Origin of the sequence: Streptomyces sp. NPDC059582 (assembly GCF_042735715.1) — a bacterium.
In the GTDB taxonomy this organism is placed as follows: domain Bacteria; phylum Actinomycetota; class Actinomycetes; order Streptomycetales; family Streptomycetaceae; genus Streptomyces.
In genome coordinates this window covers 1-23,457 of record NZ_JBHWCC010000057.1, presented here as the reverse complement: position 1 = coordinate 23,457, position 23,457 = coordinate 1, and the positions used below count along the sequence as shown (strand labels likewise).

Sequence of the window (23,457 nt, the reverse complement as noted above, 5' to 3'; positions counted from 1 at the left end):
TCAAGCTTTCACCAACCCCTGCCGCGCGGCCCCGCCCAGCGCCAGGTACACGTCCTCCAGGCTGGGCGTGGCGAGGGTGAAGTCGTCCAGGGCGGCGAAGGCGGCGCCGCCGGTGACGGTGGCCACGACCGCGCGCGCCTCCTCGGGGGCGAGCCGCAGCGTCCAGCGGCGCCCGGACTCCACCACCCGGTCGCGCAGCGCGGCCACCTCGGGCACGTCCAGCGGCGGGCGCTCCCGCCACACCAGCTCGACCCGCACCTCGCCCGCGACCTGCTCCTTCAGCCCGGCCGGACTGTCGCAGGCGATGACCCGGCCCCGGTCGAGGACGGCGACCCGGTCGAGGACGGTCTCGGCCTCGATGACGTTGTGGGTGACCAGCACGACGGTGGTCCCGCGTTCGGCGCGGCGCCGGTCGACGGCGCCCCACACGGCACGCCGGGCGACGGGGTCCATGCCGGTGGTCGGCTCGTCGAGCACGAGCAGCGGCCGCTCCCCCACCAGCGCGGACGCGAAACAGGCGAGCCGCCGCTGTCCGCCGGACAGTTTCTTCAGCGGCCGGCCGGCGATCGACGTGAGCCCCAGTTCGTCGAGTACGGCGTCCCGTTCGGCGCGCGCCCGGCGTACGTCGAGTCCGCGCAGCCGCCCGGTGGTCTCGGCGGCGAGCGACACGGTGAGTTCGTCGAGGGCGGTGGACTCCTGCCCGAGGTAGGCGAGGATGCGCGCCGCGCGCTCCGGGTGGCGCACGATGTCGTGCCCGAGGATCTCGACGCTGCCCGTGTCGGGCCGCATCAGCCCGGTGAGCTGCCGTACCAGGGAGGTCTTCCCGGCCCCGTTCGGCCCGAGCAGCCCGAAGATCTCACCGCGCCGCACCTCCAGCCGTACGTCGTCGGTGGCCCGCACCTCCGGGGTCCCGGGCGTGCCGCGCCGGGCACGCACCGCCGGATAGGTCTTGGTCAGTCCACGCACGGCACACACGACCCCACCCTTGTCCCGATATGCCGGTGCCGCGCGCGTACTCACAAGGAACGAGACTACGGGGTCCGGGACGTCACCCGGCGCTCGGGGCGGCCGTACGACCCCCGTTCACTCCCCGGCCTGGGCGTGCTCCGCGGCCGTACGGACGTCGATCTCGCGCCAGAATCCCGCCCGGATGGCGTACCGGTCGTGTTCGTCGATCTGGTCGTCCTTGTGGGCCAGCAGGCCGAAGCGGGCCGCGTACCGCAGCAGCTCGCCGTCGATGCGGTGCGGGATCCGCGGATACATCCCCGACAGCTTCTGCCGGTGGCCGCCCTGGTCCCCGAGCCGCTCCATCCAGCGGCGCGCGAAGACCTGTCCCACCTCGTAGGGGTCTCCGCCGACCGTGGTGATGTCCTCCTCGCGGTCGGCCCAGCGCTGCTCTGCCGTGGTCAGCTGGGCGAGCGTGGGCATCGAGGCGGCCTCGGGCGGTTCGGTGGCCCCGCCGGGGCGTTCGATCCAGCCCTTGTCGGAGGACCAGCGCAGGGTGGCGGTCGCGGGATGCTGGACGGCGTGGACACCGGGGGCCCGCAGTGCGGCCAGGTCCTTGGGGGTGGGCACGCCCTTGGGCGCGGGCACCCGCTCCTCGGCGCCGTTCTGCGCGCCGGCCACCGCGTGCTCCGGTTCCTCGGCGGCCGGCTCGGGCGCCGCCGTGAGTCCCGAGTCCGGCAGCGGCGCGGAGAGGATGGCGGCGATCTCCGGGCGCGGCACGGGCGGCGGCGCGCAGATCCCGCCCAGATCCTTGGCGCGGACGGCCTTCGTGATCCAGGTCCGGTCCAGCACGCGGCGCTCGTCGGCCTCGGCGACCAGGTCCTCGGACTGGTTGTAGTCGCCGTCGGCGGCCTGCACGGCCCACAGGTGTACGGCGACGCCGTGCTCCTTGGCGGCCATCATGCCCGGCAGCAGGTCGCCGTCGCCGGTGACCAGGACGACGTCGGAGCAGGCGCGGTTGCGGGCCAGCTCGGTGAGCTCGGCGTGCATCGCGGCGTCCACTCCCTTCTGTGCCCAGCGTCCGTCGCTGCGGGTCAGGGCGCCGAGCCGGACCGTGACCCGGGGCATCACGCGCAGTCGGCGGTGTTCGGGCTGCGGGACGCGGTCGGGGGCGCCGTCGAACCAGTAGATGCGCAGCAGCGGCCGTTCCGTGTCGGACTCGGCGCGCTCGCGCAGCCCCTGGATGAGGGCGGCGTGGTCGACGGTGATCCGGGATCGCGAGGGTTCCCCGGCGAGGAGACTGGCCGCGGCCCCCAGGAGATACCCGGCGTCCACCAGGACGATGCAGCGATCCACGCGACTCACCCTCTTCCCGGGAGGTTTGCTTCAGGCTTCCTTCGAGTCTGCCCGACCACGCGGAGGTTAACGGCCCGAACTCGATCTTCGGCGTGGCGTTTCGGGAGTTGGTTCGCCGGTGTCGCTCTCCGACCTCCCTTGTCACACACGGTAATTATCCGAAATGCGTTCATTGTCAGCCTATGTGAATCTGGTCCCGGCCCTGGCCCCTAATCCCCCTCAGGAGGCAGATCACCATGGCCAAGAACAAGAACCGTGAGCGGAAGCAGCCGCAGGCCGAGCGCAGCCAGCAGGCGGCCCACCAGTCCTCGATGGAGTCGCACGAGCAGCGCACCACGCAGGCGACCCCCGGCGACATCGCACGCAAGGGCCGGACGAAGCGCTTCGGCCACAACTGACCTCTTCACAAAGGGCCGTTGGGCTCCGCGGGCCGTCGAAGCCCGGGCACACACCGAGGGGCGCATCCGTGCACGGATGCGCCCCTCGCGTCCTTCGGTCGCTCAGCCGGCCAGGCACGCGGGGCCGAGCAGCACCTTCAGGTCGCCGAACAGCGCCGGGTCCGGCTTCACCCGGTGCCGGTCGAGGCGCAACACCGTGGTCTTCGTCGGCCCCTGGAGCTTGATCCGGACCTCGCTGTCGCCCTTGTGATGGCTGAGGATCTCGCCGAGGCGGCTGATCATCGGCGGGGTGACCCGGGTCGCCGGGATGGTGAGGACGACGGGCGCGTTGGTGCCCGCGTTGGACAGGTCGGGGACCTGGAGTTCCATCGCGACCAGCCGCGGCACGTCCTCCCGCTTGTCGAGTCGGCCCTTGACGAACACGACCGCGTCCTCGACGAGTTGGGTCGAGATGAGCTGGTACGTGGCCGGAAAGAACATGCACTCGATGGAACCGGCCAGGTCCTCCACCGTGGCGATCGCCCAGGCGTTGCCCTGCTTGGTCATCTTGCGCTGGAGGCCCGAGATGATGCCGCCGATGGTGACGACCGCGCCGTCCGCGTGCTCGCCTCCGGTGAGCTGGGCGATGCCCGCGTCGGCCTTGTCGGACAGCACGTGCTCCAGACCGAACAGCGGGTGGTCGGAGACGTACAGGCCGAGCATCTCCCGCTCCTGGGCGAGCAGATACGTCTTGTCCCACTCGTCGGTGGTGAACTCGACGTCCAGCCCGAAGCCCGGCTCGCTGGTGTCCTCCTCGCCCATCCCGCCGAAGAGGTCGAACTGTCCCTCGGCCTCCTTGCGCTTGACCGCGACCACGTTGTCGATCATCGGCTCGTACTGCGCGGTGAGGCCCTTGCGGGTGTGCCCCATGGTGTCGAACGCGCCCGCCTTGATCAGCGACTCCGTGGTGCGCTTGTTGCACGCGACCGCCTCGACCTTGTCGAGGTAGTCGGGGAAGGAGGCGTACTTCCCCTTGGCCTTGCGGCTCCTGATGATCGACTCGACCACGTTGGTGCCGACGTTGCGCACGGCCTCCAGGCCGAAGAGGATCACGTCGTCGCCCTGGGCGGCGAAGTTGTGCACCGACTCGTTGACGTTCGGCGGGAGCACCTTGATGCCCATACGACGGCACTCGTTGAGGTAGACGGCCGACTTGTCCTTGTCGTCCTTGACCGAGGTGAGCAGCCCGGCCATGTACTCGGCGGGGTGGTTCGCCTTCAGGTACGCGGTCCAGTAAGAGACCAGGCCGTACGCGGCGGAGTGCGCCTTGTTGAAGGCGTAGCCGGCGAAGGGCACCAGCACGTCCCACAGGGCCTGGATCGCCTCGTCGCTGTAGCCGTTCTTCTTCGCGCCGGCCTGGAAGATGGTGAAGTTCTTCGCCAGCTCGTCGGGCTTCTTCTTGCCCATCACGCGGCGCAGGATGTCGGCCTCGCCGAGCGAGTACCCGGCGATGATCTGGGCGGCCTTCTGCACCTGCTCCTGGTAGACGATCAGGCCGTAGGTGACGGCCAGGACCTCTTCGAGGGGCTCCTCCAGCTCCTTGTGGATCGGGGTGATCTCCTGGAGCTTGTTCTTGCGCAGCGCGTAGTTGGTGTGCGAGTCCATGCCCATCGGGCCCGGACGGTAGAGCGCGGAGACGGCGGAGATGTCCTCGAAGTTGTCGGGCTTCATCAGGCGCAGCAGCGAGCGCATGGGGCCGCCGTCGAACTGGAAGACGCCGAGCGTGTCGCCGCGCTGGAGCAGGTCGAAGGTCGTCGGATCGTCGAGCGGCAGGGCCAGCAGGTCGAGATCGACGCCCTTGTTGGACTTCACCATCTTGACGGCGTCGTCCATGATCGTCAGGTTGCGCAGGCCGAGGAAGTCCATCTTCAGCAGGCCGAGCGACTCGCACTGCGGGTAGTCCCACTGCGTGATGGTCACGCCGTCCGTGTGCCGGACCCAGATGGGGGCGTGGTCGACGATGGGCTCGCTGGACATGATCACGCCGGCCGCGTGCACACCCATCTGCCGGACCAGCCCCTCGACGCCCTTGGCGGTGTCGATGACCTTCTTGACGTCCGGCTCGTTCTCGTACATCGCGCGGATCTCGCCCGCCTCGCTGTAGCGCGGGTGCGAGGGGTCGGTGATGCCGTTGAGGTCGATGCCCTTGCCGAGGACGTCGGCGGGCATGGCCTTGGTGAGGCGGTCGCCCATCGCGTACGGGTAGCCCAGCACGCGCGCGGAGTCCTTGATCGCGTTCTTGGCCTTGATCTTGCCGTAGGTGCCGATCATGGCGACCTTGTCGGCGCCGTACTTCTCCGTCACGTACCTGATCACCTCCACGCGCCTGCGCTCGTCGAAGTCGATGTCGACGTCGGGCATGGAGATGCGCTCGGGGTTGAGGAACCGCTCGAAGATCAGGCCGTGCGGGATCGGGTCGAGGTCGGTGATGCCCATGGCGTAGGCGACGATCGAACCGGCCGCGGAGCCTCGGCCGGGGCCGACCGCGATGCCGTTGTTCTTGGCCCACATGATGAAGTCGGCGACGACGAGGAAGTAGCCGGGGAAGCCCATCGAGATGATGACGTCCATCTCGTAGTCGGCCTGCTTCTGGCGGTCGTCGGGGATGCCGCCCGGGAAGCGGCGCTCCATGCCCCGGCGGACCTCCTCCTTGAACCAGGTGACCTCGGTGTAGCCGTCGGGGATGTCGAACTTCGGCATGAGGTTCTTCGCCTCGAACATGCCGGAGGTGTCGATCTGCTCGGCGACGAGGAGGGTGTTGCGGCAGCCCTCCTGCCAGGCGTCCGAGGAGTCGACGGCGTACATCTCGTCCGTGGACTTCAGGTAGTAGCCGGTGCCGTCGAACCTGAAGCGGTCCGGGTCGGAGAGGTTCTTGCCGGTCTGGATGCACAGCAGGGCGTCGTGGGCGGTCGCCTCGTGCGCGTACGTGTAGTGCGAGTCGTTGGTGACCAGCGGCGGGATGCCGAGCTTCTTGCCGATCTCCAGCAGGCCGTCGCGGACCCGGTGCTCGATCTCGATGCCGTGGTCCATCAGCTCCAGGAAGTAGCGGTCCTTGCCGAAGATGTCCTGGTAGTCGGCGGCCGCCTTCAGTGCCTCGTCGTACTGGCCCAGGCGCAGCCGGGTCTGGAGCTCGCCCGAAGGACAGCCGGTGGACGCGATGAGCCCCTCGGACCACTGGGAGATGGTCTCCTTGTCCATCCGCGGCCACTTCTGGAGCCAGCCCTCGGCGTAGGCGTCCGAGGACAGACGGAAGAGGTTGTGCAGGCCGGTCGCGTTCGCCGCCCAGATCGTCTTGTGGGTGTAACCACCCGAACCGGACACGTCGTCCCGCTTCTGGTGCGGCTGACCCCACTGGATCTTGCGCTTGTTGCGCCGCGACTCGGGCGCGACATACGCCTCGATGCCGATGATCGGCGTGACACCCGCCTTCTTCGCCGTGTGGAAGAAGTCGTACGCCCCGTGCAGGTTGCCGTGGTCCGACATGGCGATGTGGGTCATGCCCATCTCGTTGCACGCGTCGAACATGTCCTTGAGCCGCGCGGCACCGTCCAGCAGCGAGTACTGGGTATGGACGTGCAGGTGCGTGAACGGCGGCTTTGACACGGCTGCGGCCTCCTGGGGAAACGGATGTCGACGTGGGTCCGACCGGCTGCGGACAGTCAGGCGGACAGCGTCGAAGTCTATGCCTCGGCACTGACACGCCGCGGGCTTCCGCGCGTACCTTCATGCGGAGGACGCGGGCACTCCCGCGTACCTTCGCACGTTGGTGAGGTCGGACGATCCCTGCGCCACGTGCGGATGAGATCCGCCCCACATGTCATGCACCACCTGCACCAGGAGGCACCCAGCGATGTCGGTCCCGCAGCTCAGCGCCGAGCAACGCGGCGAGGAGATCCTCGCCGTCTTCGACACCGCCTTCGGCCAGCTCCTGGCCGCCGACCCGGCCGCGTTCCGCGTGAAGTTCCGGAAGATGGCGGCCTCGGCCTTCGCGTTCTACCGCGGCACGGCGAGCCTCTTCTACCACGACCTCGAGGCCGAGAAGCGGGGCGGCCCGTTCCTGGACGAGCGCACCTCGCGCGTGTGGATCCACGGCGACCTGCACGCGGAGAACTTCGGCACGTACATGGACGCCAACGGCCGGCTGATCTTCAACGTCAACGACTTCGACGAGGCCTACGTCGGCCCCTTCACCTGGGACATCAAGCGCTTCGCCGCCTCCATGGCCCTCATCGGGTACGCGAAGGCGTTCGGCGACGACCAGATCACCGAGCTGGTGGAGGTGTACGCGGGCGCGTACCGCGAGCGCATCCACGCCCTGGCGACCGGCGCCAAGCGCGACGAGGTGCCGCCCTTCACCCTGGACACCGCCCAGGGCCCGCTGCTGGACGCGCTGCGCGACGCCCGCTCGCTGACCCGCTTCGAGCTGCTGGACTCGATGACCGAGATCCGTGACTTCGAGCGCCGCTTCGCGCCCGGCGGCGGCTCCATCGAGCTGGACGCAGCCACCCGCTACAAGGTGCTCGCGGCCTTCGACGGTTATCTGGAGACGCTGCCGGAGACCTCGCTGGCCCGCCCGGACTCCTACCGCGTCAAGGACGTCGTGGGCCGCCGCGGGATCGGCATCGGCTCGGCCGGCCTGCCGTCGTACAACATCCTCCTGGAGGGCCACAGCGACGCCCTGGAGAACGATGTGGTGATCTACATCAAGCAGGCCCAGACCCCGGCCGTCTCCCGTCACATCACGGACCCGGCGATCCGCGACTACTTCCAGCACGAGGGCCACCGCACGGTGATCTCCCAGCGCGCCCTCCAGGCGCACGCCGACCCGTGGCTGGGCTGGACCGAGCTGGACGGCTCCGGCCAGCTGGTCGCCGAGGTCTCGCCGTACGCGGTCGACCTCGACTGGGGCGACATCGACGACCCGGACGAGATCGCCGCGGTCGTCGCCGACCTGGGCCGCGCGACGGCCACGATGCACGCGGCCGCCGACGACCAGTCCGGCGAGTCCCTGGTGCCCTTCTCCACGGAACGGGCCATCGACGCGGCGATCGCGGCCGACGAGGACGGCTTCGCCGACCTCCTGGTCGACTTCGCGCACGCCTACGGCGCACGCGCGCGTGCCGACCACCAGATCTTCGTCGACCTCTTCCGCAACGGCCGGATTCCGGGTCTGTGACGGACCGGCCGCTCACAGGGAGCCTTTAGGGGTCTTTTACCGGAGCACGTGACACACTCTCCTCCGCTATGGACATATCCGGGACCCACCTCAGAGCCGTACGCGCGGCGCTGTTCACGGCTGTCGTCGTGACGCTCAGCAGCGCGTCGCACGTGCTGCTGTCCCGGGCCCCGCTGCCGGTGAACACGGTGGCCGCCGTCGCGGTCGCCGTGTTCGCCCTCGCGTACGCGCTGGCGGGCCGCGAGCGGGGCTTCGGGCGGATCGCCGCCCTGCTGATCCCGCTGGAGCTGGCCGCCGACACCGTCTTCACCACCGGCCAGCACGTCTGCTACGGCCGCGCGGGCGGACCCGTCGCCGGACCGCTGCGCTCGGTCGGCTTCGACGTGCTGTGCGGTGGCGGCGCCGACGTCGGCCTCCCGCTGGCCCACGTGGCCGGCGCCGGCACCGACCGGGTGTCGGTCCTGCTCGCCCACGCCGACCCGGCCACGGCCTGGCTGCTGCTCGGCACGCACCTCGCCGTCGGCCTTCTCGCGACCGCCTGGCTGCGCCGTGGCGAGCGGGCCCTGGCCCAGCTGCTGGGGGCCGTGACCGCGACCACGTTCCGGCCGCTGCTGCTCGCCGTACGCGCGGTGACCGTGCGGCGCGCCCCGGCGGTCCGCCGCCTGCCGCGCCCGGTCCGCCGTACGACGGCCGCCCGTGGCCCGCTGCTCGCACACTCCCTGGGACGGCGTGGACCGCCGTGCTCGGCCGCCCGCGCCTGAGCACATCCAAGTCCCCCACACGTATCCCCGCGTACGACACGTGCGCGTCCCACATGGAGATCAGCATGAGCAAGCGCAACAGCCAGTCGGCGAAGACGGCGGCCAGGGAGCGGCTGCGCCAGGAACGCGAGCGCCAGGCCAAGCAGGCCAAGGTCAAGCGGCAGATCATCGTGGCCTGCACGGTCGTCGGCGTGCTGGCCGCGGCGGGCGGCATAGGTTACGCCGTCGTCCAGGCCAACAAGCCCGGCCACTGGGAGGCCGTGCTGGACGAGAAGGTCGTCGCGCCGGCCAACACCACGGGCACGGACGGCACGACCGTGGTCCTCGGCAAGAGCAGCGCGCAGAAGACGCTGAAGCTGTACGAGGACCCGCGCTGCCCGATCTGCGCCTCGTTCGAGCAGACGGTCGGCCCGACGCTCAAGAAGGACTACGACGACGGCAAGTTCAAGATCCAGTACGTCGGCGGCACGTTCCTCGACGGAGACACCGACGGCGACGGCAAGGTCAAGGTCGGCTCCCGCGGCGAGGGCTCCAAGAACGCGATGAGCGCCCTGGGCGCCGCGCTGAACGTGAGCCCCGAGGCCTTCCTTGAGTACAAGACGGCGCTCTACTCGGCGAAGTACCACCCCGACGAGGCCGACGACAAGTTCAAGAGCGACGACTACCTGATCAAGGTGGCGGACACGGTCTCGGCGCTGAAGAACAACACCACGTTCCGGAACGCCGTCAAGAACGGCACCTACGACGCGTGGGCGCTGGCCATGTCGCAGACCTTCAACACGAACAAGGACGGCGTCGACGGCACGCCGAGCCTGGTCATGAACGGCAAGAAGCTGACCGGTTCGGACGGCAAGAACGCCCCCATGACGGTGGCCGACTTCACCACGGCGATCGAGGCGGCCCTCAAGGCCTGACCCACCGCACGGAATCGACCCGCCGCGGGTCGGATCCGACGAGCGCGAGAAGAGCGGGCGAACTTTTGCGAGTTCGCCCGCTCTCGTGCGTACCGATCAGTAACCTGATCGCTCGTGACCAGTCGATACAGATCCTCCGAGGGCGTCAACTCCCTTACGCCCCGCCGCCGTACGGTCGTCAAGGCCGCGGCGGCCACCGCCGTTCTGGCCGGCCCGCTCGCCGCCGCGCTGCCCGCCCGCGCCGCCGCCGAGGCCCCCGCCTTCCTGCACGGCGTCGCCTCCGGCGACCCGCTGCCCGACGGCATCCTGCTGTGGACCCGCGTGACGCCCACCGCCGAGGCGATACCCGGCTCCGGACTCGGTCCGGACACCGAGGTGAGCTGGACCGTCGCCAAGGACAAGGCGCTGACGAACATCGTCGCCAAGGGCTCCCTGACCGCGACGGCCGCCTCCGACCACACCGTCAAGGCCGACATCCGCGGCCTGGAACCGGCCACCGACTACTGGTTCCGGTTCTCGGCCGGCGGCACCGACTCCCCGGTCGCCCGCACCCGCACCACGCCGGCCGCCGGCGCTGCGGTCCCCGGCCTCCGCTTCGGCGTGGTCTCCTGCGCCAACTGGGAGGCCGGCTACTTCTCCGCGTACCGCCACCTCGCGGCCCGGGGCGACCTCGACGCCTGGCTGCACCTCGGCGACTACATCTACGAGTACAAGTCCGGCGAGTACGGGACCCGCGGCACGGTCGTCCGTCCGCACGCGCCCGCGAACGAGATCCTCACCCTCGCCGACTACCGCATCCGGCACGGCAAGTACAAGACCGACGCCGACCTCCAGAGCCTGCACCACAAGGCGCCGGTCATCGCGATCTGGGACGACCACGAGTTCGCCAACGACACCTGGTCCGGCGGCGCGGAGAACCACACCGAGGGCGCCGAGGGCACCTGGGCGGCCCGTCAGGCGGCCGCCAAGCAGGCCTACTTCGAGTGGATGCCGGTCCGGCCTGCGATCGCGGGCACGACCTACCGCCGGCTGCGCTTCGGCAAGCTCGCCGACCTCTCCCTGCTCGACCTGCGGTCCTTCCGCTCCCAGCAGGCGTCCACGGCGAGCGGTTCGGTGGACGACCCGGACCGTACGCTCACCGGCCGCGCCCAGCTCGACTGGCTGAAGGCGGGCCTGAAGTCCTCCGACACCACCTGGCGGCTGGTCGGCAACTCGGTGATGATCTCGCCCTTCGCAGTCGGCTCGCTCACCGCGGACCTGCTGAAGCCGCTCGCCAAGCTGCTCGGCCTGCCCCAGGAGGGGCTGGCCGTCAACACCGACCAGTGGGACGGCTACACCGACGACCGGCGCGAACTGCTGGCGCACCTGCGCTCGAACGCGATCGGCAACACGGTCTTCCTGACCGGCGACATCCACATGGCGTGGGCGAACGACGTGCCGGTGGACGCCGGCACGTACCCGCTGTCCGCCTCCGCCGCCACGGAGTTCGTCGTCACCTCGGTGACCTCCGACAACCTCGACGACATCGTGAAGGTCCCCGAGGGCACCGTGTCCGCGATCGCCTCGCCGATCATCCGCGCCGCCAACCGGCACGTCCACTGGGTCGACACCGACCGCCACGGCTACGGCGTCCTGGACATCACCGCCGAGCGCGCGCAGATGGACTACTACGTCCTCTCGGATCGCACCAAGGCGAACGCGACATCGTCCTGGACCCGTTCGTACCGCACACGCACCGGCACCCAGAAGGTCGAACGGACGTACGACCCGGTCTAGGTGCCGCACAGGCCGGGTCCAGGCGCGGTCCAGGCCCGGTCCAGGCCCGGTCCAGGCCCGGTCTAGGCCCGGTCCAGGTCCCGCCGGAGCGAGTCGAGGAAGCCGAGTGCCACCCGCCAGGTGGCCTCGGCGGCCTCCTCGTCGTAGTCCGGCAGATCGGGGTCGGTGTAGAGGTGCCCGGCCCCGGCGTACCGGTAGACCTCGACGTCGGCGCCGGTCCGGTTGATCTGGAGGTACCAGGCGGCGAGCCAGTCGTCCGTCTCGAACGGGTCCGGCTCGGCCACGTGCAGCTGGACCGGCAGCTCGTCCGCCCGGGCGTTGGGCGCGATGTCCGAGGTGCCGTGCAGCAGCAGCAGTCCGCGTGCCTTGTCGTCGCCGAGGGCCAGCGTCTGCGCGATGGAGGCGCCGAGCGAGAACCCCGCGTACACGAGCCCGCGCTCGGAGTAGGGAGCGGCGGCCAGGACGGCCCGCTTGAGCAGCTCGTCCTTGCCGAGCTCCGCGCTGAAGGCCGTGCTCTCCTCGACCGTATCGAACGTGCGTCCGTCGAAGAGATCCGGCGTCCACACCTCGTGCCCGGCCGCGCGCAGCCGGTCCGCCGCCGCACGCACCGCGGGACGCAGTCCGTAGGTCGAGTGAAAGAGCATGATGTTCATGAGGCCATGGTGCCAGCCGGGTACGCCGACACCCGCGCGCACGGACCCAGGACGACACGGAACTCACATGTTCATGACCGCCCCGCCCCGGTTAGGTTCGAAGGCATGGAGAACATACTCCGCCCGCTGATCGTCATCGGTGGCTCGGTCGTCCTCACGCTGGCCCTGGGCTGGGCCACGGACCGGCTGCTGCGCAAGGCCGACGAACGGCACAGCGAGACCCCGCTGTGGGATCTGCTGCGCCGTGGCCGCATCCCCTACCAGCTCGTGCTCTGCGCCGCCCTGCTCAGAGGCTCGTACGACGCGGCGAAGGTGCTGGAGGAGCACCGGGTCGGGGTCGGCCGGACGCTGACCCTGGTGCTGATCGGGTCCGCCGCCTGGCTGGTGATCCGGATCGCGGCCGCGATCGTCGAGACGTCGTACAGCCGCTACGCCCGCGTCCATCGCGATCCGGCCCGGGTCCGCCGGGTGCGCACCCAGGTGTCGCTGATCATGCGGGTGGTGTCGGCGGTCGTCGGCGTGGTCGCCGCGGCCTCGATGCTGCTGACGTTCCCGGCGATGCGCGCGGCCGGCGCCTCCCTGCTGGCCTCGGCCGGCATCCTGGGCATCGTGGCCGGTGTCGCCGCCCAGTCCACGCTCAGCAACCTGTTCGCGGGCCTTCAGATCGCCTTCGGCGACATGGTGCGGATCGGCGACACGGTCGTGGTGGACGGCGAGTGGGGCACGGTCGAGGAGATCACCCTGACCTTCCTGACCGTACGGACCTGGGACGAGCGCCGGATCACCATGCCGGTGTCGTACTTCACGTCCAAGCCGTTCGAGAACTGGTCGCGCGGCACCCCGCAGATGACCGGCATCGTCTACTGGCACCTCGACCACTCGGCGCCCGTCGAGGCGATGCGCGAGAAGCTCCGCGACATCCTCCGCGAGTGTCCGGCCTGGGACGGCCGGGACTACGGCGTCGCGGTCACCGACTCGACGCCCAACACCCTCCAGATTCGCGCCCTGGTGACGGCCAAGGACGCCGACGACATCTGGACGGTACGGGTCACGGTCCGCGAGCAGATGATCCGCTGGCTGTCCGCGGAGCACCCGCACGCGCTGCCCCGGGTCAACACGGCGGACGCGGTGCTGCCGCCGAGCCGCCGCTCCCCCGACGGGCGCTCCCTCGACGGCCGGTCCCCCGGCCGGCCGGACCGTGACGGGGAGTCCCGTGACGGGGCGCTGCCCCGCGTCCACGAGCCGCCGCGGACCGGCCGCGGCTGACCGTCACCGCCCGCGCTCGGCGCCGCCGTTGACCTGGACGACCTGCGAGGTGACATGGCCGGCGCCGGGGGACGCGAGCCAGTGCAGGGTGGCCGCGACGTCCCCCGGCGTGCCGGCCCGCCCGGTGGCGGTGTCACGGATGAGCCGTTCCCGCCGGGCGGCCTCCATCGTGTCCCCGAAGAACTCGGTGTCCTCGACGTAGCCGGGGGCGACGACGTTCACGGTGATCCCGCGCGGCCCGAGATCGCGGGCCAGGTCGTGGGCGTACGGGTGCAGCGCGGCCTTGGCACCGCCGTACGCCCCGCTGCCCGATCCCCGGTAGGCGGCGATGGAACTGACGAACAGCACCCGCCCGCCGGGCTCGGCGAGCCGGTCCCGCAGCGCCTCCGTGAGGAGGACGGCGGTCAGGGTGTTGATCCTGAAGTTGACGGTCCAGTTGTGCGCGACGACGTCGAGCGGATCGTCGCTGTCGCTCCCGGGCTCCAACTGCCCGTTGCCACCGGCGCTGTGGACCAGGACGTCCACGGTTCCCCACTCCCGGGCCACGAGGTCGGCGACCCCGCGCACCTCGCGCGGCTCACTGAGATCCGCCGCGTGGGTCGACGCCCCCGGCACCCCGGCCTTCGCCAGCACCTCGGGCCGCCGCCCGAGCAGCAGGACCCGGTCCCCGTCCGAGGCGAAGACGCGCGCCGCCGCGAGCCCGATCCCCGTACCGCCACCACTGATCACCACATTGCGAGCCATGATCCGATGGTAGGAGCGGAGGGCCCCCGACGGTGCCGATCCCGGCCGGACACGGCCGAACCCGTGCCGTCGCGCAACGGTGAACTCAGCGAAGGCTTCGCACATCCAGGTGCCGCAGCACTCGGTCCACCACCTCCGGATCGGCCCCCGGCTCGCTGCGCGCCGCCAGCACCTCGTGCCGCGCGGCACTCATCAGCTCCCCCTGGAGCCGCCGCAGCCGCTTGACCCTGCGCGTCCGCTGCTCGTGCGCCTCCCGGCGCTCCTCCTCCGCCATGTCCGGGCTGATCCGCACCCCGATGTCGAAGGCCCGCCGCAGCATCTGCTCCAGCAACTCCTCGGGCAGGTCCTCGACCTCCTCGATCTCCCGCAGCCGCCGCTTCGCCGCCTTCGCCGCCCGGATCGCCAGCTCCCGCTCGAACTCCTTCTCCCGGTCCGGGTCCGCGCGCACCCCGAGCCGCTTCACCAGCCACGGCAGCGTCAGCCCCTGGAGCACCAGCGTCGCCATGATCACCCCGAACGCGATGAACACGATCTCGTCCCGGTCCGGAAAGGGCGACCCGTCCTCGGTCTTCAGCGGGACGGCCAGCGCCAACGCGACCGAGGCCACCCCGCGCATCCCCGCCCACCACATGATGACGGTCTCCCGCCAGCTCACCGGGATCTCCTCGTCGTAGTCCCGCTTCGCGTGCAGCCGCTTGGTCAGCCAGGTGGCCGGCAGCAGCCACGCCAGCCGCACCAGCACCACCACGGCCACGATGATGCCCGCCCACCCGAGCAGTTCGCTCCAGCGGCCCGACGCCGTGCGGATCGCGTTGTGCAGTTCGAGCCCGATCAGCCCGAACGCGACCCCCGTGACGAGCGTGTCGACGATGTCCCAGAAGGTGTGGCCGGCCAGCCGCCTCGCCACGTCGTCGGCGTCGGCGGCGTACTCGGCGATGAAGAGCGCGGCGGTGAGCACGGCGAGCACCCCGGACCCGTGCAGCTCCTCCGCGAGGACGTACGCGGCGTACGGCACCAGCAGCGTCAGGCTGATCTGGAGGGTCGGGTCGTCCAGCCAGGCGATCAGCCGCTGGGTGCCCCAGCCGAGCGCGAGCCCGATGACGACCGCGACCACGGCGGACAGCACCAGGTCGAGCCCGGCCTCCCACGGTGAGAACGCCCCGCTGACCACGGCGGCGATCGCCACGTGGTAGAGCACGATGGCCGTGACGTCGTTGAACAGGCCCTCGCCCTCGAGGATCGACACCAGGCGGCGCGGCAGTCCCAGCTGTCCGGCGACAGCGGTCGCGGCCACCGGGTCGGGCGGGGCGACCAGCGCGCCCAGTGCCACGGCGGCGGCGATCGGCAGTCCGGGCACGATCGCGCTCGCGACGGCCGCCACACACAGCGTGGTGACGAACACCAGCGCCACTGCCAGCAGGAAGATCGGCCGCTTGTTGGCCGCGAACTGGCGCCACGACGTCCGCCGCACCGCCGCGTACAGCAGCGGAGGCAGCAGCGCGGGCAGGATCAGATCAGGCGGAATGTCGACGTTCGGCACGAAGTCCGGCACCGCGAGGGCGATACCGAGCAGCGTCATCAGCACCGGCGCCGGCAGTCCGACCCGGTCCCCGACCGGGACACTCACCACGGCCCCGAGCAACAGCACGAACAGCAGGGCCAACTGATCCACGGTCAGCGCTCCGGGAGTCGACGTTCACACAGCAGGCCTCAAGCCTGCCATGCGGCTCTCGCCACCGGCCCGTTCGCCGCCCCGGCTACAGAGCGCGCCGCATCGCCCGGTGCGGGATCCCCGCGTCGGGGAACTCCGGGCCGTACGCCACGTACCCCAGCCGCTCGTAGAACCCCAGCGCGTGCGTCTGCGCGTGCAGGTCCACCGCCGCCAGCCCACGCGCGCGTGCCGCCTCCTCGATGCCCCGCACCAGCGCGGCCCCGACGCCCAGCCCGCGGGCCGCCTGCGCCACGGCCAGCCGTCCCAGCGACCCGACCGACAGGTCACCGCCGGTCTTCGCCGCGGCTTCCTCGCCGTACAGCAGCCGACCGGTGCCCAGCGGCACCCCGTCGTCACCGATCGCCAGCACATGCAGCGCCACGGCGTCGTATGCGTCGTACTCGATGTCCTCGGGCACGCCCTGCTCGACGACGAAGACCTCCTTGCGGACCGTGAAGCAGGCCTCACGGTCGGCGGACTCCTCCGCGACCCGCACGTCGTACGAGACGACCGACAGACTCATGCGTAGGTCTCCTCTCGCACCTGGTCCAGGGCCTGCAGAAGGTCCTCGGGGTAGTCGCACTCGAACTCGACCCACCGGCCGTCCCCGGGGTGCTCGAAGCCGAGCCGCACGGCGTGCAGCCACTGGCGGGTCAGGTGCAGCCGCTTGGCGAGCGTCGGGTCGGCGCCGTACGTCAGGTCGCCCACGCAGGGATGCCGGTGGGCGGCCATGTGGACGCGGATCTGGTGGGTGCGCCCGGTCTCCAGCTTCACGTCGAGCAGGGAGGCCGCGCGGAAGGCCTCGATCAGGTCGTAGTGGGTGACGGACGGCTTGCCCTCGGCCGTGACCGCCCACTTGTAGTCGTGGTTCGGGTGCCGGCCGATGGGCGCGTCGATGGTGCCGCTGGTCGGGTCCGGGTGGCCCTGCACCAGGGCGTGGTAGCGCTTGTCGACCGTGCGCTCCTTGAACTGGCGCTTGAGCGAGGTGTACGCGCGCTCGGACTTGGCGACCGCCATCAGGCCGGAGGTGCCGACGTCGAGGCGGTGCACGATGCCCTGGCGCTCTGCGGCGCCGGAGGTCGAGATGCGGTACCCGGCGGCCGCGAGGCCACCGATGACCGTCGGGCCGGTCCAGCCGGGGCTGGGGTGCGCGGCGACGCCGACCGGCTTGACGATGACGACCACGTCCTCGTCGTCGTACACGATCTCCATGCCCTCGACCGGCTCGGCCACGATCTGCACGGGCGCCGGCGCCTGCGGCATCTCCACCTCGAGCCAGGCGCCCCCGTGCACCCGCTCGGACTTCCCGACCACCGAGCCGTCGACCGTGACCTTCCCCGCCGCCGCGAGCTCGGCAGCCTTGGTACGGGAGAAGCCGAACATGCGGGAGATGGCGGCGTCGACACGCTCGCCCTCCAGGCCGTCGGGCACGGGCAGGTTTCGGATCTCGGGAATCGTGCTCACTCGTCGAGTATGCCGGACAGGTCCGACAGTCCCGAACGCGTGCTCAGTCCTTGTGGACGGTTCCGTCCGGATCCAGGCCCCGGAAGGACAGCAGCACGATCAGGATGCCGCCGCACACGATCGCCGAGTCGGCGAGGTTGAAGACGGCGAAGTGCTTGGGCGCGATGAAGTCGACGACCGCCCCCTCGAAGACGCCCGGCGAGCGGAAGATACGGTCGGTGAGGTTGCCGAGCGCGCCGCCGAGCAGCAGGCCGAGCGCGATCGCCCAGGGCAGGCTGTAGAGCTTGCGCGCGAGCCGGGCGATCACCACGATCACCGCCGCCGCGATCACCGTGAAGATCACGGTGAAGGCCTCGCCGAACCCGAAGGCGGCACCCGCGTTGCGGATGGCCTCGAACTTGAGCCAGTCGCCGACGATCTCGATCGGCGCGTGGTGCTCCAGCTTGGCCACCACGATCATCTTGCTGGCCAGGTCGAGGGCGTACGCGAACGCGGCGACCGCGAACAGCACGGCGATCCGCCGCTTTCCCCTGGACGGCTCGGCGGGGGCCCGCGAAGCCCCCGGTCCGGCCGTCGTCTCGTCGGTGCCGGACCCGCCGGCCGGGGCCGTGGCCCCCTCGGAACCGGAGCGCTCGCCCGACGCCGCGTCGTCACCGGGCTGTTCCTGCCCGGTCCGCGCCGCGTCCGGAGTGCCCGGCGTACCGATGATCCGCTCCGCCTCTGCCACGTGAGTCCCTCAACCTAGGTGCCTGACTGAGCACGAGGGTACGGCACGCCTCCCGGGACCCCGGTGCGCAGGAGGCGGTACGACAAGTCGCCGCGTCGCCCGCGTACCGATCAGTAGCGGCGTTCCTGCTTCTGCTTGCACTCGACGCACAGGGTGGCCCGCGGAAAGGCCTGCATACGGGCCTTGCCGATGGGGTCGCCGCAGTTCTCGCACAGGCCGTACGTGCCCGTGTCCAGCCGCTGGAGGGCACGCTCGGTCTGGGTCAGCATCTCGCGCGCGTTGGCGGCCAGCGCCATCTCGTGCTCCCGCGTGATGTTCTTGGTGCCGGTGTCCGCCTGGTCGTCGCCCGCGCCGTCCCCGGAGTCCCGCATCAGGCCCACGAGCGACTCCTCGGACGAGGTGATCTCGGCACCCAGCCGCTCCGCCTCGGACAGCAGCTCGGCCCGCGCCTCCTCGACCTCCTCCGGCGTCCAGGGGTCCTCCCCAGGGCGTACGGCGAGCTCGCCGGGCTCCGCCGCGGCGAACCGCGCCTTGGGGACGGCACTCGTCGCCGCCGTGGCCGTGCCAGGAGTCTTCTTCGCAACCACCGTCGTGGCTCCCGTCTGCTCCGCGGCCTGTGCCGCGCCGACCTTCTTGGCCGTGCTCTTCCCGGCCGCGCTCTTCGCGGCGGCGGTGCTCTTGCGGGCCGTGCCGTTCTCGGCGGCCGTGCTCCCGCGGGCCGTGCTGTTCTCGGCGGCCGCGCTCCCGCGGGCCGTGCTCTCGGCGGCGGCCCGGCCTCTCGTGGCGGCCGCGGTCCTCGTGCCGTTCTTCGCGCCGGCGGTCTTCGTCGCCGCCTTCTTCTCGGTCTTCTCGGTCTTCTCGGCCGCCTTCTCGGTCTTCTCGGCCGCCTTCGCGGTCGCGTTCGCGGCCGCCGCCTTCTTCGTGACCGTCTTCTTCGAAACCGCCTTCTTCGAAGAAGACGGTTTCACCTGCACACTCTTCTTCCCGCCCACGTCCTTGGCCGCGCCGTCGGAGGCCGCCGCGCTCGTGGACCTGCCGGACGCCGACTGCTGTACGGCGGTCTTCTTCGCCACCATGGTCGCGGCCCCTTCACATATTGTGATCTTGCTCGCGAATCGTGCTGGGACGATAAATCGACTTGAGTCCCGCGGCAACGGGGCACGCCGCCCGATTCGCCCGCCTCGCGAGTGCCGCGCGGCCGGCATGCAAGCGTTGTGCCCAGCTCCTCGCCGGGTAATCCGCTCAGCCCGCCGTCCCCGAATCCGAACACGCGTACCTCGCCATTCGGGGCATCCCGGACGTCTCGCGCGCCCGCGTCCCGGGCCCGGAAAACCGGTCGGCCACTGTCCGCGCGGCGCCGTACACTGGGCGGAGCGAAAAGCATGGATGGGGACGAGTAGCGGCGGACGCAGCCCAGAGCGACCCGGGGACGGTGGGAGCCCGGGGGCGAGCGCGACGCGAAGATCACCCCGGAGCCGCCGGAAGAACGCCGCAGCAGGACAGCAGCGACCAGTAGAACCGGCTCGCGACCCCAATGAGGGGGCTCACCGGCGCACAGGGCGCATCGGGGAGCCAAGGAGGGTGGTACCGCGGGAGCGCGCCGCACACGGCGTAGACAGGCAACAAGGCTCTCGTCCCTCCGACGGAAGGCAGCACGTCCGCCGGAGGAAGATCGATGACGTCGTACCGCCAGGTGCCCGCCCAGGTCGACCTGCCCGCGCTCGAGCACGAGGTGCTCGATTTCTGGCGCGAGCAGAAGATCTTTGCCAAGAGCCTGGACCAGTCCGAGGGCCGCCCCGAATGGGTGTTCTACGAGGGCCCGCCCACCGCGAACGGCATGCCGGGCGCCCACCACATCGAGGCGCGCGTCTTCAAGGACGTCTTCCCCCGCTTCCGCACCATGCGCGGCTACCACGTGGCCCGCAAGGCGGGCTGGGACTGCCATGGCCTCCCGGTGGAGCTGGCGGTCGAGAAGGAACTCGGCTTCAGCGGCAAGCAGGACATCGAGGCGTACGGCATCGCCGCGTTCAACGCCAAGTGCCGCGAGTCCGTGACGCGCCACACCGACGCCTTCGCCGAGCTCACGACCCGCATGGGCTACTGGGTCGACCTGGACGACGCGTACCGGACCATGGACCCCGAGTACGTCGAGTCGGTCTGGTGGTCGCTGAAGGAGATCTTCGACAAGGGGCTGCTGACCCAGGACCACCGTGTCGCCCCCTGGTGCCCGCGCTGCGGCACGGGCCTGTCCGACCACGAGCTGGCCCAGGGCTACGAGACGGTCGTCGACCCGTCCGTGTACGTCCGCTTCCCGCTCACCTCCGGTCCGCTGGCCGGCGAGGCCGCGCTCCTCGTCTGGACGACGACCCCCTGGACGCTGGTCTCCAACACGGCCGTCGCCGCGCACCCCGAGGTGACGTACGTCGTCGCGACGGACGGCGCGGAGAAGCTCGTCGTCGCCGAACCGCTGGTCGCCAAGGCGCTCGGCGAGGGCTGGGAGACGACCGGCCAGACCTTCACCGGCGCCGAGATGGAGCGCTGGACGTATCAACGTCCGTTCGAGCTCGTGGAGTTCCCGGCACCGGCCCACTACGTGGTGAACGCCGAGTACGTCACGACCGAGGACGGTACGGGTCTGGTCCACCAGTCCCCCGCCTTCGGAGAGGACGACCTCAAGGTCTGCCGCGCCTACGGCCTGCCCGTGGTGAACCCGGTCCGCCCGGACGGCACCTTCGAGGAGGGCGTCCCCCTGGTCGGCGGCGTCTTCTTCAAGAAGGCGGACGAGAAGCTCACGGAGGACCTCAAGGACCGCGGTCTGCTCTTCCGGCACCTGCCGTACGAGCACAGCTACCCGCACTGCTGGCGCTGCCACACCGCGCTCCTCTACTACGCGCAGCCGTCCTGGTACATCCGCACCACGGCCATCAAGGACCGTCTCCTCCAGGAGAACGAGAAGACCAACTGGTTCCCGGAGACCGTCAAGCACGGCCGCTTCGGCGACTGGCTGAACAACAACATCGACTGGGCGCTGTCCCGCAGCCGTTACTGGGGCACCCCGCTGCCGATCTGGCGCTGCGAGGACGACCACCTCACCGTCGTCGCCTCCCGCGCCGAGCTCACCGAGCTGACCGGCACCGACCAGTCCGAGCTGGACCCGCACCGCCCGTACATCGACGAGGTCACCTTCGCCTGCCCGCAGTGCGAGAAGACGGCCACGCGCGTGCCGGAGGTCATCGACGCCTGGTACGACTCGGGTTCGATGCCGTTCGCGCAGTGGGGCTACCCGCACAAGAACAAGGACCTCTTCGAGTCCCGCTACCCGGCGCAGTTCATCAGCGAGGCCATCGACCAGACACGCGGCTGGTTCTACACGCTGATGGCCGTCGGCACGCTGGTCTTCGACAAGTCGTCGTACGAGAACGTCGTGTGCCTCGGCCACATCCTCGCCGAGGACGGCCGCAAGATGTCCAAGCACCTGGGCAACACCCTGCAGCCGATCCCGCTGATGGACCAGCACGGCGCGGACGCCGTGCGCTGGTTCATGGCGGCCGGCGGCTCCCCGTGGGCGGCCCGCAGGGTGGGCCACGGCACCATCCAGGAGGTCGTCCGCAAGACGCTCCTGACGTACTGGAACACGGTCGCCTTCCAGGCCCTGTACGCCCGTACGACCGGCTGGGCGCCGAGCGAGGCGGACCCGGCCCCGGCCGACCGGCCGGTCCTCGACCGCTGGCTGCTGTCCGAACTCCACGCGCTCACCGACCAGGTGACGCAGGCTCTGGAGGCCTACGACACCCAGCGCGCCGGCAAGCTTTTGTCGGCGTTCGTCGACGATCTGTCCAACTGGTACGTACGCCGCTCCCGTCGCCGCTTCTGGCAGGGCGACAAGGCGGCGCTGCGCACGCTGCACGAGGTCGTCGAGACGGTCACCAAGCTGATGGCGCCGCTGACCCCGTTCATCACCGAGCGGGTCTGGCAGGACCTGGTGGTGCCGGTGACCCCGGGCACCCCTGAGTCGGTGCACCTGGCGTCCTGGCCGGAGGCGGACCTGTCCGCGATCGACCCCGAGCTGTCGAAGCAGATGGTCCTGGTCCGCCGGCTGGTGGAGCTGGGCCGTGCCACGCGCGCGGAGTCGGGCGTCAAGACACGGCAGCCGCTGTCGCGCGCGCTGGTCGCGGCGACGGGCTTCGAGTCGCTCGACCGTGAGCTGCACGCGCAGATCACGGAGGAGCTGAACGTGAGCGCGCTGGCGTCCCTCTCCGAGGTAGGCGGCTCGCTGGTGGACACCACAGCGAAGGCCAACTTCCGCGCGCTGGGCAAGCGGTTCGGCAAGCGCGTCCAGGACGTCGCCAAGGCGGTCGCGAACACGGACGCGGCGGCGCTGTCCCTGGCACTGCGTGAGGGCACGGCGTCGGTGGAGGTCGACGGCGAGACGATCACCCTCGGCCCGGACGAGGTGATCATCACCGAGACCCCGCGCGAGGGCTGGTCGGTGGCCTCCGACTCGGGCGCCACGGTCGCCCTCGACCTGGAGATCACGGAGGAGCTGCGGCAGGCGGGCCTGGCCCGAGACGCGATCCGGCTGATCCAGGAGGCCCGCAAGAACAGCGGCCTCGACGTGGCCGACCGGATCGCGCTGCGCTGGACGTCCACCGACCCGGCGGTCATCGCGGCCCTGGCCGAGCACGCCGCCCTGATCGCCGACGAGGTCCTCGCCACGGACTTCGCCCAGGGCGAGGCGGACGACTCCTACGGCGAGCCGTTCACGGACGAGGGCCTGTCCCTGACGTTCCACCTCCACAAGGTGTAACCAAACCCACAGAGGGCCCGGTCTCCCACCGAGGGAAACCGGGCCCTCACCCGTCCCGCGCCTCAGCCCGGCACCCGCCGCTTTCCGGCCCACCCCCGTCGTGCCGGCCCCGGTCCCTTCCCGACTTCGCCGGCCCCGGTCCGGCCCCACACCCGCCGGCCCTGGGTCCAGGAGCCCGGCACCCGGCACCCCGCCCAGAGTGCCGTCCCTCACATCGCCCGACTCGGGCCAGGCGGCCTCGCCCATCGGCCCAGGGCCCGGCCCCTCACCCGGCCACCCGGCCACCCGGAACGCAGTCCCTCTTCGCCGGTCCCGCCGGACTGGGCTCCTCGGCCGTCCGCCCCACGCCCAGCCTTCGCCCGTCCCCCGGACGCAGCCTCCTCCGCCGTCCCCACGGGTTGGGCCGCCCCGCCCGCCCGTCTCGGGATCAAGCGCCGGCGCCCGTCCTCCCGTCCCCCTGGGTGTACGGCGTGGAGCTTGCCCGAGGCGGAGTCGTCCGGGCGCTCGCCCGGTGAGAAGCCGCCCGGTATGAAGCCCCCCCAGGTTGAAGCCGCCCCGGCGTGAGGACGACCACGACGGACCGCGTCACCGCTTCCCCCACCGCCCGCCGTGCCGCAGCACACACAGGTCCGCCGGATCCCGGTCGACGCCCCGCAGGCTCGTGCCCCCCTGAACGTGTTCCGCGTCACCGTCGTCAACACGCGTAAAAAGGGCGAGGCC

17 protein-coding genes are annotated in these 23,457 nt (G+C 70.9%); 7 read left to right on the top strand and 10 right to left on the bottom strand.

The genetic code is table 11. The features are described 5' to 3' along the window. Together ACFV0T_RS34555 and ACFV0T_RS34550 are read right to left on the bottom strand one after the other, a co-directional pair. Positions 1–975, bottom strand: a complete 975-nt coding sequence (locus ACFV0T_RS34555) for an ABC transporter ATP-binding protein (RefSeq protein ID WP_385788153.1) — start codon at positions 973–975, stop codon at positions 1–3. Between the two features lie 108 nt (positions 976–1,083). Then, on the bottom strand, positions 1,084–2,301 hold the full coding sequence (locus ACFV0T_RS34550) for an NYN domain-containing protein (RefSeq protein ID WP_385788151.1): 1,218 nt from the start codon (positions 2,299–2,301) through the stop codon (positions 1,084–1,086). Positions 2,302–2,537: 236 nt separating this feature from the next. Between ACFV0T_RS34550 and ACFV0T_RS34545 the strand changes: the two genes are divergently transcribed. After that, a complete protein-coding gene (locus ACFV0T_RS34545; protein WP_385788148.1) occupies positions 2,538–2,699 on the top strand; it encodes a hypothetical protein in 162 nt (53 codons plus the stop codon). A gap of 102 nt (positions 2,700–2,801) precedes the next feature. Here the strand turns inward: ACFV0T_RS34545 and dnaE are convergent, their stop codons facing one another. Then, positions 2,802–6,341, bottom strand: coding sequence for a DNA polymerase III subunit alpha (gene dnaE / locus ACFV0T_RS34540; RefSeq protein ID WP_385788145.1), 3,540 nt, complete (start codon positions 6,339–6,341; stop codon positions 2,802–2,804). A 247-nt stretch (positions 6,342–6,588) separates the two neighbouring features. On the opposite strand from dnaE, the gene ACFV0T_RS34535 reads away from it, so the two are divergent. The 4 genes from ACFV0T_RS34535 to ACFV0T_RS34520 all read left to right on the top strand — a co-directional run bounded on the left by ACFV0T_RS34535 (position 6,589) and on the right by ACFV0T_RS34520 (position 11,365). After that, positions 6,589–7,914, top strand: a complete 1,326-nt coding sequence (locus tag ACFV0T_RS34535) for a DUF2252 domain-containing protein (RefSeq protein ID WP_385788143.1) — start codon at positions 6,589–6,591, stop codon at positions 7,912–7,914. A 68-nt stretch (positions 7,915–7,982) separates the two neighbouring features. Beyond that, a complete protein-coding gene (locus tag ACFV0T_RS34530) occupies positions 7,983–8,675 on the top strand; it encodes a hypothetical protein (RefSeq protein ID WP_385788140.1) in 693 nt (230 codons plus the stop codon). A gap of 65 nt (positions 8,676–8,740) precedes the next feature. Continuing rightward, positions 8,741–9,589, top strand: a complete 849-nt coding sequence (locus ACFV0T_RS34525) for a thioredoxin domain-containing protein (RefSeq protein ID WP_385788137.1) — start codon at positions 8,741–8,743, stop codon at positions 9,587–9,589. Positions 9,590–9,703: 114 nt separating this feature from the next. Then, positions 9,704–11,365 (top strand): alkaline phosphatase D family protein, encoded by a 1,662-nt coding sequence (locus tag ACFV0T_RS34520; protein ID WP_385788134.1) that lies wholly within the window; start codon positions 9,704–9,706, stop codon positions 11,363–11,365. Between the two features lie 62 nt (positions 11,366–11,427). Here the strand turns inward: ACFV0T_RS34520 and ACFV0T_RS34515 are convergent, their stop codons facing one another. Continuing rightward, positions 11,428–12,018 carry a dienelactone hydrolase family protein gene (locus ACFV0T_RS34515; protein ID WP_385788131.1) on the bottom strand — a complete coding sequence of 197 codons (591 nt, stop codon included), beginning with the start codon at positions 12,016–12,018 and terminating at the stop codon, positions 11,428–11,430. Between the two features lie 105 nt (positions 12,019–12,123). On the opposite strand from ACFV0T_RS34515, the gene ACFV0T_RS34510 reads away from it, so the two are divergent. Beyond that, the gene (locus ACFV0T_RS34510; protein ID WP_385788129.1) at positions 12,124–13,284 is read left to right on the top strand and encodes a mechanosensitive ion channel family protein; all 1,161 of its coding nucleotides are present in this window, start codon (positions 12,124–12,126) and stop codon (positions 13,282–13,284) included. A 3-nt stretch (positions 13,285–13,287) separates the two neighbouring features. Here the strand turns inward: ACFV0T_RS34510 and ACFV0T_RS34505 are convergent, their stop codons facing one another. The 6 genes from ACFV0T_RS34505 to ACFV0T_RS34480 form a co-directional block, all read right to left on the bottom strand. Then, positions 13,288–14,028: an SDR family NAD(P)-dependent oxidoreductase gene (locus tag ACFV0T_RS34505; RefSeq protein ID WP_385788126.1), complete on the bottom strand. Its 741-nt coding sequence runs from the start codon at positions 14,026–14,028 to the stop codon at positions 13,288–13,290. 85 nt (positions 14,029–14,113) lie between these two features. Continuing rightward, positions 14,114–15,700, bottom strand: coding sequence for a Na+/H+ antiporter (locus ACFV0T_RS34500; protein ID WP_385788124.1), 1,587 nt, complete (start codon positions 15,698–15,700; stop codon positions 14,114–14,116). Between the two features lie 85 nt (positions 15,701–15,785). Then, complete coding sequence (locus ACFV0T_RS34495) at positions 15,786–16,262, bottom strand: GNAT family N-acetyltransferase (RefSeq protein ID WP_385788122.1); 477 nt, start codon at positions 16,260–16,262, stop codon at positions 15,786–15,788. Continuing rightward, entirely contained in the window at positions 16,259–17,203 is a 945-nt protein-coding gene (locus tag ACFV0T_RS34490; protein WP_385788119.1) for an RluA family pseudouridine synthase, read from the bottom strand. The genes ACFV0T_RS34495 and ACFV0T_RS34490 overlap by 4 nt, the downstream gene beginning before the upstream one ends. Positions 17,204–17,246: 43 nt before the next feature. After that, positions 17,247–17,930 carry a signal peptidase II gene (gene lspA, locus ACFV0T_RS34485; protein WP_385788117.1) on the bottom strand — a complete coding sequence of 228 codons (684 nt, stop codon included), beginning with the start codon at positions 17,928–17,930 and terminating at the stop codon, positions 17,247–17,249. Between the two features lie 110 nt (positions 17,931–18,040). Next, complete coding sequence (locus tag ACFV0T_RS34480) at positions 18,041–19,006, bottom strand: TraR/DksA family transcriptional regulator (RefSeq protein WP_385788115.1); 966 nt, start codon at positions 19,004–19,006, stop codon at positions 18,041–18,043. Between the two features lie 599 nt (positions 19,007–19,605). Between ACFV0T_RS34480 and ileS the strand changes: the two genes are divergently transcribed. Next, positions 19,606–22,737: an isoleucine--tRNA ligase gene (gene ileS, locus ACFV0T_RS34475; protein ID WP_385788112.1), complete on the top strand. Its 3,132-nt coding sequence runs from the start codon at positions 19,606–19,608 to the stop codon at positions 22,735–22,737. Positions 22,738–23,457: the final 720 nt, after the last annotated feature.

Bases quoted from the DNA above. Each gene is read 5' to 3' on its own strand.
- ACFV0T_RS34535 (WP_385788143.1), top strand. From the start codon at position 6,589: ATGTCGGTCCCGCAGCTCAGCGCCGAGCAACGCGGCGAGGAGATCCTC.
- ACFV0T_RS34510 (WP_385788129.1), top strand. From the start codon at position 12,124: ATGGAGAACATACTCCGCCCGCTGATCGTCATCGGTGGCTCGGTCGTC.
- ACFV0T_RS34480 (WP_385788115.1), bottom strand. From the start codon at position 19,006: ATGGTGGCGAAGAAGACCGCCGTACAGCAGTCGGCGTCCGGCAGGTCC.
- ACFV0T_RS34525 (WP_385788137.1), top strand. From the start codon at position 8,741: ATGAGCAAGCGCAACAGCCAGTCGGCGAAGACGGCGGCCAGGGAGCGG.
- ACFV0T_RS34545 (WP_385788148.1), top strand. From the start codon at position 2,538: ATGGCCAAGAACAAGAACCGTGAGCGGAAGCAGCCGCAGGCCGAGCGC.
- ACFV0T_RS34530 (WP_385788140.1), top strand. From the start codon at position 7,983: ATGGACATATCCGGGACCCACCTCAGAGCCGTACGCGCGGCGCTGTTC.
- ACFV0T_RS34495 (WP_385788122.1), bottom strand. From the start codon at position 16,262: ATGAGTCTGTCGGTCGTCTCGTACGACGTGCGGGTCGCGGAGGAGTCC.
- ileS (WP_385788112.1), top strand. From the start codon at position 19,606: ATGACGTCGTACCGCCAGGTGCCCGCCCAGGTCGACCTGCCCGCGCTC.
- ACFV0T_RS34505 (WP_385788126.1), bottom strand. From the start codon at position 14,028: ATGGCTCGCAATGTGGTGATCAGTGGTGGCGGTACGGGGATCGGGCTC.
- ACFV0T_RS34515 (WP_385788131.1), bottom strand. From the start codon at position 12,018: ATGAACATCATGCTCTTTCACTCGACCTACGGACTGCGTCCCGCGGTG.